Annotated in this window: 12 protein-coding genes; 3 read left to right on the top strand and 9 right to left on the bottom strand. The window is 45.6% G+C overall.

Annotated features, from left to right (window positions below; all coding sequences use genetic code 11):
- Positions 1 to 2: 2 nt before the first annotated feature.
- Both UL82_RS09660 and trmB read right to left on the bottom strand, forming a co-directional pair.
- Positions 3 to 668: an NYN domain-containing protein gene (locus UL82_RS09660; protein WP_046440691.1), complete on the bottom strand. Its 666-nt coding sequence runs from the start codon at positions 666 to 668 to the stop codon at positions 3 to 5.
- Positions 669 to 1,547, bottom strand: a complete 879-nt coding sequence (trmB, locus tag UL82_RS09655; RefSeq protein ID WP_083966472.1) for a tRNA (guanosine(46)-N7)-methyltransferase TrmB — start codon at positions 1,545 to 1,547, stop codon at positions 669 to 671.
- 803 nt (positions 1,548 to 2,350) lie between these two features.
- Here trmB and UL82_RS09650 point away from each other — a divergent pair.
- Positions 2,351 to 4,174 (top strand): phosphoenolpyruvate carboxykinase (GTP), encoded by a 1,824-nt coding sequence (locus UL82_RS09650; RefSeq protein WP_046440689.1) that lies wholly within the window; start codon positions 2,351 to 2,353, stop codon positions 4,172 to 4,174.
- Positions 4,175 to 4,334: 160 nt separating this feature from the next.
- Here UL82_RS09650 and UL82_RS09645 read toward each other — a convergent pair whose 3' ends face one another.
- The gene (locus UL82_RS09645) at positions 4,335 to 5,084 is read right to left on the bottom strand and encodes a class I SAM-dependent methyltransferase (RefSeq protein WP_046441519.1); all 750 of its coding nucleotides are present in this window, start codon (positions 5,082 to 5,084) and stop codon (positions 4,335 to 4,337) included.
- A gap of 307 nt (positions 5,085 to 5,391) precedes the next feature.
- Between UL82_RS09645 and UL82_RS09640 the strand changes: the two genes are divergently transcribed.
- Positions 5,392 to 6,510, top strand: a complete 1,119-nt coding sequence (locus tag UL82_RS09640; RefSeq protein ID WP_046440687.1) for a glycosyltransferase family 4 protein — start codon at positions 5,392 to 5,394, stop codon at positions 6,508 to 6,510.
- Here UL82_RS09640 and UL82_RS09635 read toward each other — a convergent pair.
- Both UL82_RS09635 and UL82_RS09630 read right to left on the bottom strand, forming a co-directional pair.
- Positions 6,478 to 7,962: a hypothetical protein gene (locus UL82_RS09635; RefSeq protein ID WP_046441516.1), complete on the bottom strand. Its 1,485-nt coding sequence runs from the start codon at positions 7,960 to 7,962 to the stop codon at positions 6,478 to 6,480. The genes UL82_RS09640 and UL82_RS09635 overlap by 33 nt on opposite strands.
- Positions 7,963 to 8,010: 48 nt before the next feature.
- A complete protein-coding gene (locus UL82_RS09630) occupies positions 8,011 to 9,126 on the bottom strand; it encodes a DUF3068 domain-containing protein (protein ID WP_052735959.1) in 1,116 nt (371 codons plus the stop codon).
- Positions 9,127 to 9,232: 106 nt separating this feature from the next.
- Between UL82_RS09630 and UL82_RS09625 the strand changes: the two genes are divergently transcribed.
- Positions 9,233 to 10,294 (top strand): acyltransferase family protein, encoded by a 1,062-nt coding sequence (locus UL82_RS09625; RefSeq protein ID WP_046440685.1) that lies wholly within the window; start codon positions 9,233 to 9,235, stop codon positions 10,292 to 10,294.
- A gap of 174 nt (positions 10,295 to 10,468) precedes the next feature.
- Here UL82_RS09625 and UL82_RS09620 read toward each other — a convergent pair whose 3' ends face one another.
- From UL82_RS09620 to UL82_RS09605, 4 genes are all read right to left on the bottom strand, one after another.
- Positions 10,469 to 11,335 (bottom strand): hypothetical protein, encoded by an 867-nt coding sequence (locus UL82_RS09620; protein WP_052735958.1) that lies wholly within the window; start codon positions 11,333 to 11,335, stop codon positions 10,469 to 10,471.
- Between the two features lie 165 nt (positions 11,336 to 11,500).
- A complete protein-coding gene (locus UL82_RS10710) occupies positions 11,501 to 11,911 on the bottom strand; it encodes a hypothetical protein (protein ID WP_052735957.1) in 411 nt (136 codons plus the stop codon).
- A 3-nt stretch (positions 11,912 to 11,914) separates the two neighbouring features.
- Positions 11,915 to 13,879, bottom strand: a complete 1,965-nt coding sequence (feoB, locus tag UL82_RS09610; RefSeq protein ID WP_046440684.1) for a ferrous iron transport protein B — start codon at positions 13,877 to 13,879, stop codon at positions 11,915 to 11,917.
- Positions 13,876 to 14,199, bottom strand: a complete 324-nt coding sequence (locus UL82_RS09605; protein ID WP_052735956.1) for a FeoA family protein — start codon at positions 14,197 to 14,199, stop codon at positions 13,876 to 13,878. The genes feoB and UL82_RS09605 overlap by 4 nt, the downstream gene beginning before the upstream one ends.
- Between the last annotated feature and the right edge of the window lie 194 nt (positions 14,200 to 14,393).

Below are 14,393 nucleotides of genomic sequence, written 5' to 3'. Positions count from 1 at the left end.
GGCTACTCCTCGTTGCGATTTTTCAGTAGTGCACTTAGTGGGCGAATCGGTTGTAGCCAAGCACCTTCGTCTGGAAGTGAATCGAGACTAATACGAGGCAGAGGTTCTCGGAAAACACCAGGAATATCTTCGAGATCAATGAATTCTAACTCTTCTGAATTAATTGCCCAGGTGGCATGTTCACGGAAACCAATAACCGTAACCGGAATGCCTTGGGCACTTAGTTCTTCGAGACGATCTTTAAAATTTTGCCCGTCGGCACTTGCGACGATAATTCCAGAGAGAACTCCCTCTTCAACACGCTGGTTGATGTGGGCAAGCATATCGGGGTCAACATCGGAATCTTCGGTAAGTTTTGGTTTAGCAAAAACAGCGAAACCGACATTTCGTAATGCTTCTACCCAAGGTCGGATAGGCTCGGTGTTTCCCGGTGTAATGTTGGCAAATACAGTACCTTCGGCAACAACTTTAGAACCCTGTGAGTGGCTAAGTTCTCCGGCTTTAGCTAGCAACCAACGACCAATCGCGTCGAAACGCGGGCGATGTGCTGTTTGTGGGCGACCACCGACAATAGCTCCTAAGCCCATGTCGAGGTTTGGTGCATCCCAAACAAGTAGTGCGATGTGATCGCTGAGGGGCTTATATGAAATATTTTGTTCGTCGCTCATTTAATTGTTGACCTTTCGCCATAGGAATTCGGTGATGGTGTGGTCTTTTTCGAGTCCTTTTCCTTCAAATTTTGTTATTACTTGGCGGTCAACTAATTGCGGGCACTCATTCCAAGGCCAGCCCATATATTCCAAAAGCGGTTCAATTTTGACTAGCTCTGAAATCCATTCGGCATAGTCAGCGTGATCAGTTGCCACATGAAGTACTCCGCCTGGTTTGAGCCGGGAAGCAATCAGATTGAGAACACCGGATTGGATAATGCGACGCTTGTGGTGACGTGCTTTAGGCCATGGATCAGGGAAGAAAATACGTACCCCGTCAAGGCTTTCTGGATTAAACATGCGAGTGAGTACTTCAACGCCATCACCGCGGATCATTCGAATATTGTCGATATCATTGCGCACTATTGAGCCAAGTAATTTGGCAAGACCTGGTTTGTAAAGTTCAACAGCGATGATGTTGGTATCTGATTCAAGTGGTGCCATTGCGGCAGTTGAGGTTCCGGTTCCAGAGCCAATTTCTACAATGGTTCTTTTTGCTTGACGATTAAACCATTGATCAATGTCGATATGTTCATCGGATAGTTCTTTACCAAGGATTGGCCAGTGTTTATCCCATAGTGCTTCCTGGTTATCGGTGAGTGTTCCACGCCTAAAGCTCACCGTGCCCAGGCGTGGATAGTCAAGAGTATTGCCAAATTCGGAATTGAAGTCGGTTTGGAAGCGGCGATTGCTATTGGTTTGGGTATCGTTCACTGGTGTTACCTGCACAGTATTCGTAGGTGTTGGGGCTTTTTGGTGCTTAGATTGTGTGGGCACATGGGTGTGGCCGAGATTGGTAGGGAAATCAGAATTATTAGTATTATCGGAACAAGACATCCCTAATATTCTGCCTTTTTGCAGGATAATGTTCAATATGAACACTCCTGTGATCTATGAGAATTAATTTGGTTTTATTGATTGACTGCTACCAATCGACGGTTTTCTGGTTGCGGATGCACAGCTAGAGATGGTGTATAAAAGGTGAGAATGAAAAAACTTTAACAGTAGGTAAATAAAAAACTGTGTAAATAAATGTTCTTGACTTGTGGGGATCTTGGATCTGCTGATCGAGTATTTTTTAATTAAGTGGTTCATTCAACATTTATTGTGACTGGCACTGCTTACTACGCGTTTTACTGTGCTGCTTAGCGTCATGTATTTGGCACCACTTCTTTTGTGGTGTTTGGTATGGATAATTTTTTATAAGTTTCTCAGAAAGCACTGGTTTTATACGCATTCCATACGCAGATATGTTGCGCGGAAGACGTTGTCGAGTAAGAAGAGTCGACATAGGGAAATGCTATTGCGTGGAAGTAGTGGGTGGGAAAAGTTTTATGTGGATATTGCGGCACATTCGGGTGTGGGAATGTGGCACAGTGATCCGCGATAGTTTCCGTGCTGTGTGGGTATCGGCACAAATGCGACGACATTAAGGTGGTGCAAAACCCCAATATAGGGGTGACATTCTCCCCCGAGATGGTGATAGTTCGGTGGATTGAACTTGTTTGAACTGGGGGTAAGCGCAGGTAATGAAAGTTTGTGATGCGAGCAACATAATCGGTATTTCTTTTGCTATCAGTAGTCGATACCCTGAGTGGTGGAAAAGCCGTATAAGCAAAACCCTATGACAGGAGAATAGGATGTCCACTGTGGCGATCAAGGGGCTAGTAGGAGAAGCCCCAACGGAAAATGAAGCGCTGCTTTCTTGGATTGCAGAAAATGTAGAACTATTCCAGCCTGATCGCGTCGTTTTTGCTGATGGCTCGCAGGAGGAATGGGATAGGCTCACACAGGAACTCGTAGAGGGTGGAACGCTTATTCGTTTGAATGAACAAAAGCGTCCAAATAGCTTCCTGGCTCGATCAAATCCCAACGATGTTGCTCGTGTTGAATCCCGTACATTTATTTGTTCAGAGTTGGAAGAGGATGCCGGCCCGACGAATAACTGGGTGCAGCCACAGACTATGAAGGCTGAAATGCGGGAGCATTTCGCCGGTTCCATGAAAGGGCGCACCATGTATGTGGTTCCTTTTTCCATGGGGCCGATTGATTCGGATGATCCAAAAATCGGTGTGCAGCTCACCGATTCGGCTTATGTAGTGCTTTCCATGCGCATCATGACCCGTATGGGCAGTGTGGCGCTTAATCGTTTAGGCAATGGTGATTTCGTTCGGTGTCTGCATACGGTTGGTATGCCTTTGGCACCTGGTCAGCAAGATGTTCCTTGGCCATGCAATGAAACCAAGTACATCACGCATTTTCCTGAGACCAAGGAAATTTGGTCGTATGGTTCTGGATATGGCGGAAATGCAATCTTGGCCAAGAAATGCTTTGCATTGCGTATTGCTTCGGTTATGGCTAAAGAGGAAGAGTGGATGGCTGAGCACATGCTCATCTTGAAGCTAACAAGCCCAGAAAACAAGGTTTATCACATTGCTGCTGCGTTCCCATCTGCATGCGGAAAAACAAACCTGGCTCTTATCCGACCAACCTTAGATAATTGGAAGGCTGAGGTTATCGGCGATGATATTGCGTGGTTGCGTTTTGGCGATGACGGTTACCTGTATGCAATTAATCCTGAGAATGGTTTCTTTGGTGTCGCACCGGGTACCAATTATGCATCGAACCCAATGGCAATGCAGACGATGGAACCAGGAAATACCTTGTTTACAAACGTTGCTCTCACAGACGACGGTGATGTTTGGTGGGAGGGGCTCGAAGGTGAGCATGAGCATCTCATTGACTGGTTAGGTAATGATTGGACTCCAGAAAGTGGCACCGATGCTGCTCATCCGAATTCACGTTATGCGGTGGCAATAGATCAGTGCCCGATTGCGGCTAAAGAGTTTAATGATCCGCATGGGGTTAAAATTGATGCCATCTTGTTTGGTGGCCGTCGCCCAGATACGGTTCCTCTGGTTACTCAGAGTTTCGATTGGGAACATGGCACAATGATAGGCGCCTTGTTGGCTTCCGGACAGACGGCTGCTGCTGAGGGCGTGGTTGGCGCTTTGCGTCATGATCCAATGGCCATGTTGCCGTTTATTGGTTACAACGTTGGTGATTATTTCCAGCATTGGATTAACATGGGCAAGAAGGGTGGTAATAAGATGCCATCAATCTTCTTGGTTAACTGGTTTAGGCGTGGCGACGATGGACGTTTCTTGTGGCCAGGTTTCGGTGAGAATACTCGAGTGCTCAAGTGGATTGTGGATCGCATTGAAGGACGTGTTGGCGCTGACGAAACAGTGGCAGGTTATACCGCGCGTGCTGAAGATCTTGATTTAAGTGGTTTAGCTACCCCGATTGAAGATGTTCGTGAAGCCTTGAGCGCACCGGCAGAACAGTGGGTTTCCGATGTCGCTGATGGCGAGGCCTACCTGCATTCTTTGGGTGAAAAAATCCCTGCTGAAGTGCTCGGTCAGCTTGATCGGTTGAAGGAACGCGTTCAGACGGCACAGTAAGAACAATAAAATGATATGAAAATATGCTTAATTAAAGCTGAGCGTAGTAATATGCTTTAAAGATGACTGGAGAGTCATTAGGCATCTATGTGGGTGGTAAGAGTAGTCTTGCCACCCACATAGTATTTCTGGAATAAATGCTGCTAAAAGAAGAAAATGTTTAGGCTTTCGATGAGTGTTTGCGCAAAACAATAACAAGATTGCTGACAAGAAATTCACGCACGAGCGGAACCCGAACTAACCACCATGCCCATGACGGGTGATAGCGTGGAAAAAACAATTCCACTTCTGCCCCTGGTACTTGTTGAGCCCAGTGAATTCCAGCAGCGCAGGAAACGTCGAAAAGCGAGGTACCAAAAACATTTTTCGGGCTATGTCCATGGATGCGGGTGTAGCGATTACGTGCATATTCGCCACCAATATAGTGTGCGAGCAGGCCAGTTTCATGCCCGCCAAAAGGACCAAGCCATACTGTGTAGCTGATAACACATAACCCGCCGGGAGCAGTGACCCGCAGCATTTCTTCGCCCATTTTCCATGGGTTAGCAATATGTTCTGCTACGTTCGAGGAATAAACGGTATTGAAACTATTATCGTGAAAAGGCAATGCGGTTCCGTCGCCACGCACACTATTTGCAACGGTAATTCCAGCAGCAGACATTTCACCTGCGTCTGGTTCTAAGGCGATATATGTTGCCCCGGCTTTTTCAAATGATGCTGCAAAATAACCTGGTCCGCCGCCAACATCGAGCACTCGATGCCCGGTGATATCGGTGTTATTAATATCGTGTTGCAATGCTTTAATCATTGCTGCAGTATCGCTAGCTAGGTGAGAGTAAAAAACATCGGGTTCTTTTTGTTCTACACGTACATCACGAAGCAGCCCATAAGAGCGTCTTAGCGTGGCCATAGAACGCAGTCGTGCAAAAGTGGGCGAAGATGGGGCACCTTTTTTAAATCGCACGCGAGGTATTCCTAGAAAGAAATTCCGGAATGATTCTTTATACTGCACCCATGTCATGAGTTACTAGCGTACAAAGTGCTGATGAGAAAAACGAAAATACTTAAAAACACTTAAATGAGCACGAAGGTTGCTAAAAACGATGAGTCTTTGCTGCCAGTTACCAAGAAATATCTAACGCCTAAGTTGTAGTCATCATAATTAAATTATTCGTTCTTCGTTATTATTTGGGCAAGTTGTTAGAGTGGTAGTTCTTATGAAAATCCTTCTTTTGTGCTGGCGAGATTCTACCCACCCGCAAGGTGGTGGAAGTGAGCGGTACTTAGAAAGGGTTGCGTCGTATTTAGTTAAAAGTGGTCATGAGGTTATTTATCGCACCTCATCGTTTACTGATTCACCGTATCGTAGCTATCGGGATGGTATTTGGTTTTCGCGTCGTGGTGGAAAATTCGGTGTGTATATGCATGCTGCTTTAGCTATGTTAGCTGGCCGGGTTGGCTTAGGTATTGCTCGTAACGTGGATGTCGTTGTGGATACTCAAAATGGAATTCCATTTTTTGCTCGTTTTTTTTCTGGCCGGCCAACTATTTTATTAACACATCACTGCCACCGAGAACAATGGCCAGTTGCTGGTCCATTTTTATCTCGGCTGGGGTGGTTTCTAGAATCGGTTGTTTCCCCGTTCGTTCATCGCGGTATGTCATATGTGACTGTGAGCGCACCAAGTAAAGAGGAATTAGTTGAGCTTGGGGTTAGGGAAGCGGATATTTCAATTATTCGCAATGGAGTAGATCCAATTCCTAGTTTTGTTCCTATTTTGCCTAATGACCAGCGAATACACCTTGTTACTTTGTCGCGTTTGGTGCCGCATAAGCATATTGAAGATGCTATCGATGTGATTGAAGATCTTGATGTTGTGCTCGATGTAATTGGTTCTGGCTGGTGGGAAGATGAATTACGAGCATACGCGCAGCGTAAAGGAGTAAGCGGGAAAGTTATTTTCCATGGTCAGGTCACTGAAGACTATAAGCATGCGCTTCTTGATCAAGCAGCGTTGCACCTTATGCCATCAAGAAAAGAAGGCTGGGGGCTTGCGGTTATTGAAGCAGCTCAACACGGGGTACCTACAATCGGTTATACCCAATCTGGTGGATTACGAGATTCCATCGAAGATAACGAAACCGGAGTACTTGTTGATACTCCGCAAGAATTATCGCAAGCAGTAAAAACTTTGCTTGACGACGCTTCCTATCGCAAAAAACTAGGCGAACGTGCCAAATTAAAAGCGCATAGTTACTCCTGGGAAGAAACCGGAAAGCAATTTGAAGCCTTACTCAAAGAACTATTGACGAATACGCATAGTGCGTCTTCGTGATAGCCACCATAGGATAAAAATAACAAGAGGATTAAACGTCCACGCGATAACCAAAGCTAGTCCCAGTAGATAGAACTGATCATGCTTAACTGGCGCATTGCCAGTCGCATACGGTTGGTCGTCGATAATAATCCACGAAATTCCTTCCATATCGCCTTTGATAGCTTGTTGGTAACGCTGACTGGGAGGATCAATAATTTTATTATCAATGCTGAGTTGACCAGATTCAACGGTATCAGTTGCTTTTGACCACGGGTTTACGATGACGCGTTCGTCGTATTGACGGAGCGTATGGGTATCTATAACTAGCGCGGTGCCAGGAAGCTCATACCATGATCCAGTTTCAATAGGCTTTAATGCCGATACTGCTAGTGGGGCATCAGGTATTTGGAGGATAGCAAGACACAATACAAGAGGAGCCAAGAATTTTTGCTGGTTGTTCTGGGTATTTTGTGCAGTTTTATAAGCTATGGTTACCTGTCCAGCAGCAGCAACTAGTCCAGGGATAAGTAGTAAACATAGTTTCTGGGAATCACGAAATAATGCCATCCCTGGAATAGAGAGTAACTGGGGGAAAAGCCATAATGCGGTCATCTCCCCAAGACCAAAGATAGCTAATATCCGTAGTCGAGAAGGCATAAAAATAAAAAGTATCGAAAAAAGTATTACGCCACAGAGCGCGAACCCATATGAACGAGATGCTGGTACTACAGAGGCATTCCATATCCCGCCAAGACCAAGTATGCTGCCAAACCAACCAACATAGGTTTCTGCCCGAGCGAAAAATATTGTGCTGGTAGCAGAAGCTGCTGGCCTAGCTATGATGCTAGGAATAAGCCACGGTAAAAAGATAATAATTCCATAGCCAAACAGAATCCACCGTCGGATTTTTAAATCATGCACAATCCAATAACGAGGCGCACAAACTAACGCAACTACTAAGGCAATAACCGCTCCAGTAGGTGTAAGCGAACAAAGCCACATAATGAGCAGCACAGGATAAAACTGAAAACGCAACACATAAAGTGCTGGTAAAAGAAAAGCGACGATTACTAAAGACCAATGTCCTTGGAGTAAACGTTCAATAACAAAAGGGTTCCACAAACACACAGTTATTGCTGCGGCTTTTGTCCACCTGGAGTTACCTAAGCGTGCTGCTGCCCAAGCTCCTAGTGCCGCTGAGCCAAAGAGCATAATGCGCACAATCCAACTAGCTGGAAAAATAATACTTACTAATGCGAGAAAACCATCTTGTGGGGTGTTACGTGCCGCAAGATCACCAGCGCCTACCGATGCGCGGGTAAGCGCCATATCATCAAGGACCACCATATCGCGCAACAGAAGCACCCCAGGAAAAAACAGTGGCCACAAAAGTGCCACGATAAGTGCTGTGGCATAGACGATTAATGGGTTGAGCGAGGAGCAATATTTTTTAAAAAGTTGAAACCGCATACTGGCTACCTCAATCCACTGCACATCTTTTGTATCGTTTTTTAAAAGTCAGCGATTTTTGAGGTACTGACGCAGCGCAACCAGAATAAAGAAGCCAGCAATAAGTTGGGCAATGAAGGCAAAAATTTGTAGATTACGTAGCGTTTGTACCACTGGTTGTGCCTGTGCCCAGGCTTCTTGTTGTGTTTGTGCATCCCATTGTGAGGTCGTCGCTAAGATTGTGCGGTACTCGTCTTGGCCCACTCGAGCTGTTTCTAGAGCTTCGGCAGGATTGCGAGCATAGAAAATAAAAATCTTTTCCTGCTGGTTAACAATAACGCCGCTTTTAGGCTCCACCCATATTCTGCGATCGACAGTGTAATAAGGTTTGAGTATGACATTTTCTGATCCGCCTTCGGGATAAAAACGTGCGGCAGTACCACTTATATGCATTGCGTCAACGACCGCGCGTTGGCTTTCGGTGAGATCATTAATGGTGGGGGTATTGCTGGGGTCGTCACTAATGTCTTCTGGGTGGGTAAAAGATCGTGTGGCTGCTTTGGTGAGATCTACCGGGGCAACAGTTTGGCTAAATTCATACACCCCATCAATATTTTCTACATAATCTAGCGGAGTGCTGGTTTGTGCAAGAACATCGAAAAAGTCGAAGCTGCGACGCTCAGTATTAAACGGGAAAAAGTATTGTAATCCGCCACGAGTGAAATCACCGGTACTAAAACTTACTCCCATGCTTGGGGCATGAACCTCAATGGAACTAATTTGATCGATAACCGGATAGGTTGAATGCCGGATTAACCGTAGGTAATCGGATACTTGAATGAGTTCGATGGGTTTAGCATTCCTATCGATTGCATCAGCAATGAAGCGTTCCTCAACGTGTAGATCCACTTCTTTTTTATTATCTGTCGACGAAGTACGAAGGGTACGTTCAAGATGGGTGGTGGTCTGTTGGATAAAACACGATAATGCTGCATCAGTTGAACAGTCGGCGCCAAAATTAAGCACTGTTGACGCTGCTGGAACAGTAGTGACATGACGTGTTGTATTAGTTGCCAATGATTTAAGCTGTGTGGTGACAACATTGGGAACGATAATGGAAAGCAAGAAAAAAAGTACGGCAATTATTAACGCAACGATGACTTGCCGGCTTGGTATTTTTCGCACGAAGAAACAGTTTCCTTTCACAGCCCAATGTTCGTTAGCTTACTTGTTACTTGTATTCTTGATCCATAAAAGATCCAGATTTTAACTTCCAACGTGAAAGCACACAGTGAGTCAATCGTACCCGCAATTCAAGCCTCAACTTGAGGGGTTACGCGCCGTCGCCGCATTTGGGGTGCTGCTCACCCACACAGCTTTTCAAACCGGGGTGAATCCGGGCACGATATTCGGTGCCGTGCTGGCACGTTTTGATTACTTTGTTGCAGTATTTTTTGCCTTATCAGCTTTTTTATTGTGGCGTAATTTTCATCGACAGGGTTATTATCTTCGCAGAGCAGCTCGTATTATCCCAGCGTGTTGGGTATGCGTACTCTTGGTAGTAGCTTTTCTTCCGGAAGCATTTGATATAAATCTAGGTACCATTTTTGCAACGCTGAGTTTTACCCAGATTTATTTTCCCAATTCCCTTGCTGGGGGATTAACACATCTTTGGTCTCTTGCGGTTGAAGTAGCTTTTTACCTGGTCTTACCACTTCTTTTCCGCTTGCTTAGCCCATATCGACGCACCACTCGAATCAGCTTATTTTTAATTTTGGCATGCTTAAGTTTTATCTGGTCAGGTACACCGTGGCCGGAAAGTGGTGTGAATTTTCAGATATTTCCACCGAGTTATATTCCATGGTTTGTGGTGGGACTTGTTTTAGCAGAATTAGAAACTGTTGTGTATTTACCGGCGATACTACGGTGGCTAAGTTGGCCATTAGCAGTGTTCGTAGCATGGATTGCTGGCCAAGAATGGTTTGGCCCCTTGGGGTTGGTTCATCCTAACCCAGGAGAATTTGTGCTGCGGATTATGGCGGGAACACTGTTTTGTGCTTTGGTTATTACCCCTTATGCACTTGCTGATACTTCGAAAAGTGTATTGAGCACTCCGGTAGCGTTATGGCTAGGAAAAATTTCTTATTCAATCTTTTTATGGCATGTACCACTGTTATCGTTGGTGTTTCCTCTTTTAGGGATCAATATTTTTAGTGGAAATTTTTTCTTAGTTACCAGCATGACTAGTGCATTAAGCGTGGCAGTAGCGTTTATTAGTTATGAATTAGTAGAAGAACCAGCACGGATATGGGCAAAGAAACAGTACGTTAATGAAGACCAAAGTGCCTTATAACTTTGAAATAATTCACAAAAATCTAAGCCAACATAGCGAAAAGCCATAGCTTAAAAAGACGTGCATGAAAAACATGAAAATATGAATACCCTAAAACATATGTGGCGGTGAACTACGTTAAGTTCACCGCCACATATTTTTTTTATGCACGTCGTTTTCACGCGCTATGAAAAGTTAAGACTTTTTAAGGGAGGGTTTGCGGTTGGCAACAAACATTGTCCAGCCTAATAGCGCGAGCGTGATCCATAGTAAATATCGGTCAACAACTTGCAATCCGTCAATGACAGTTTGGTCAAATGTAGCACCGAGCCAGGCATAGAAGATTTTTAGTATCAGGATATAAACAAAGGTATATGCGGTAACAACCTGCCAACGTACCTGTTTAATGGCAGCGATAATAATGACAATCGTTGGTGGGATAGGTACGAAGGGGATATAAGAAATAAACAGTGACAAACCAGTGTGCTGACGGATAAAGTTTTGGGTTTTACGCCACCAGAGTGGTTGGCGTTTGCCAAATGAAAGCGTAATGAACTCTTCACCCCACCACTTACCCGCTAAGTAGAAAACTGGTAGAAATTTCATTCCGCTAATGGTTGATACCAATGCCATTGCCGCCAAAAAACCATAATTGGTGGGGTTATTTGCACCATGCGCGGTCATAGTTAATGAGCTACCGGTGAGAAAAGAGTAAAGCACTGGTTGGTTAACAATGAGTGCCGCCCGGAAAGGCATGATCGCAAAGCCATAGATGGTTAGTGCCGTGAATGCTATATAAAGACCGACATCGCGTTTGGTGGGGTTCTGGACAAATGAAGGCAGCTGAGGTAGTTCTTCATTGTCAGTTTTTTGTGTACGTGTAGCATCAGCCACTGCATTGTCACGATCTAAAGTAGTGAAATCAGCATCGGTAGTTTCCCAGCTATCATTGTTGCTTGGCGTTTCCGATGATGTATCGGATGCATCACTTGTTGTCTCACTAGGTGCAGCAAGCTTGTTACGTGATTCGTGTTCATCGTGATTACTGGGAAGAGATTCCATAACGTCCAAGGTTATCGTATCTTGGTAAGGCTTTGCTGCGAAGAACTTATTGTGTACTAAAAATATGCAGTTTTAGTGAGCAGAAAAACGGTGACAGCAGGTCATAACATAGGTCATAGTAGCTGTCACCGTTTTATGGATCAGTAGTTAATTAGTACTAGTTAACTACTGTGGTCGTTCGATAAGCGTGAGCGTGGTTAATCCAGGACGACGCTTACGATTGCGGTCGTGAGCACCAGTTTCATTACATCCTTGTGGTGAGGTGGAACAAGTGCTTTTTAGACCGCACTCAGTGCATGCGCTTGATTCTGTTGATGAGCGCATCATCCCGATTCGAGTGAGGTGGGCTAGTGCTGCATCAACAGTTGATTCTGAAAGCTGGGTTATTTTTGTGATTTCACTGGTAGTGGTGGCTCCCTGTTGGATAGCATTAGCTATTGCCGACAGCGGGCGCTGAGTAGTCGCGCTATTATCCTGACGCTTATTGTCATACTGATTGCGTTTCTGAGTATGCCCATAAGCACCACGATCAGCATTGTGAGTATCGGATACACTACGTGAGCGAAATATAGCCATGTTTTACCACCAAATTTTGAGCAGGTTAAAGATACCTACTGCCAGCAACCACGCGGTAGCTAGCTGGATGACAACACCGTAAAGCATCCATTTAGTTCCGATTTCTCGCTTTTGCGCTGCAAGTGTCGCTACACATGGGGTGTAAGCGAGTAGGAAGACCATAAATGCCCAGACTGCTGCAATAGCATGTCCACCGGAGGCTTGATTGAAGTCAGCACGGACCGCTTGGGCAAGTTCTGATTGGCCTTGTTCTTCTGGATCTTCATCGGTGACATCGGCCAAACTATATGTTTGCGCCCAGGTAGAGATAACTGCTTCTTTAGCTACGAAGCCAGTAACAAGGGTGCCAGCGATTTCACCGGAGCCAAAGCCAGCAGGAGCAAATACTGGAGCAACAGCTTCAGACATACGTCCATAGGCGGTGTCTTCGAAGGCAAGGTCTTCATCGGCAAAGCCATATCCGCTTACTACTGGGGTGGATTGGAGTACAAACACAACAACTACGGTGGCAACAATAATACCGCCAGCAGTTTGTAAAAAGCCGCGTAGTCGAATCCACATTACTGAGAGTGCTAACCGCAAACCAGGAAGTTGGTATATGGGTAGGTCGATAACTAGTGGTTCTGCGCCCATTCGTCGCCAAAGAGTGTGCTTCATGAGCAAACCAACGAGCACGACCAGTCCAATTGAAATCATGTACATGGCAAACAAAACAGTGCCAGCGTTATCAGGGAAGAAGGTAGCTGCAAGCATGAGATAGACAGTGAGTCGTGCAGAGCAGGAAGTAAACGGAATAAGCAGGGCAGTCAGGAGTCGTTGACGTTTTTGCCCTAGGACGCGAGTAGCAGAAATTGCTGGAACATTGCATCCGAATCCCACAATCAGTGGGATAAAAGCCTTTCCGGGAAGGCCAATGGCTTTCATCACTCGGTCAGTAACTACAGCAGCGCGTGCCATATAGCCAGAATCTTCTAGCACCGCGAGACATAAAAACATCAACGCCATAAGTGGAGCAAAGGTTAGCACCATGCCTACGCCGTTAATGAAACCGTCGATAAGTAATCCAGAGAAAACCGGATGGGTAAGCCCTAGTGCTTCAAGAGCTACGGTAGTCCAATCAGTGAGTGGTCCGGTAAAAAATCCTTCGAGTCCGTCTTGGAGTGGGGCAGCGACTGTGGTGGTGATCTGGAAGACGAGCCACATTACCGCCAAAAACAACAGTGGGCCAAAGAATGGGTGCAGGGCGACGGTGTCGATACGCTCAGTGAGGGTAGTGGTAGCCTGGCGTTTGCTGGTAGTGGTGTGTTTGACACCTTCCTCGATCCATTGGAAGCGCTTATCGGCTAGTTCAAATTCATCGGTGCTGTGTACTGTGCGACGAATAATCTGTGGCTGAGTAAGTTCTTTACTTATTATCTCGGCTAAACCGGTGAGGTTCTCCCGGTGGCGCGGATCAATGGCGATGACTGGTGCTTGAATATATTCCGATAATGCTTTGGTATCAAAAGTTTCACCATTAAGTGCAGCGATATCGGTTTTCGTCAGTACTAAAACCAAGCGGTGAGCTTGTTCGGCAAGCTGTGCAACCAGGTATAAGCTGCGTGAAATACTTGATGCATCGACGGCGATCATCACCAGGTCGGGGCGGTCTTTTTCTTCGCAGTCAATGATTAGTTGTCGGGTGAGTTCTTCATCGGGGCTTAATGGGTCAAGTGAATACGCGCCGGGGAAATCAATGACGTCAAAAATGGTTTCAGTTTTACTATCACGCCATGCACCGCGGCTGACTTCCACAGTTGTGCCTGGCCAGTTGCCCATTCGAGCCTTTGCCCCGGTAAGAGCATTAAAAAGAGTAGATTTTCCCGCATTAGGAGCACCAATTAAAGCAATAACGGGCGTTCCTTGAGGTGCTACGGCACCGCCATGGGATTCACAGTGGCAGGAAGTTGTTGGAATTTTAGTGGTCATAGGAAAACACCAGGAGTAACGATGATATGGGTGGATGTGTTTTTGTCGATGGCGTAGCGAGTATTGCTAATCTTGATCACTCGTCCGCCGCCAGCAGTTTTTTGACATACGGTTAACTCTGCGCCGGCTCGTAAACCAAGCTCAGCCATACGACGGCGCATATCGTGCGACAATTCGGCGTCTTCAACCTCGGTGAGTACACATTTTTTTCCAACCGGGATAGCCGATAGTGGTGATGTTTCCACAATATCTATAGCGCTGGTGTCGGCGCTGTTCTGTGAAGAATTGGGATCAGCAGTGAGCATAGCTGCTCCAATCATTAAGCTAGTGGTGATAAAAATAGTGCTAGTAATATTTGCCTGCCGGCTATTAACTAGTTTTGCCTTATATAAGTAAGGAATATATTCCCTAAGTTACCGTGACTTATTTGCAGTTAAGATGCATTTTTTTCAAAAGAAATGTGTCATCTAGGGCTTTTCAATAGTGGGAGTGAGAATATTCACCTATAAAACCC

The sequence above is a fragment of the Corynebacterium kutscheri genome, from assembly GCF_000980835.1.
GTDB lineage: Bacteria > Actinomycetota > Actinomycetes > Mycobacteriales > Mycobacteriaceae > Corynebacterium > Corynebacterium kutscheri.
The sequence above is the reverse complement of the archived record's forward strand: the minus strand, read 5'-3'. Positions and strand labels throughout refer to the sequence as shown.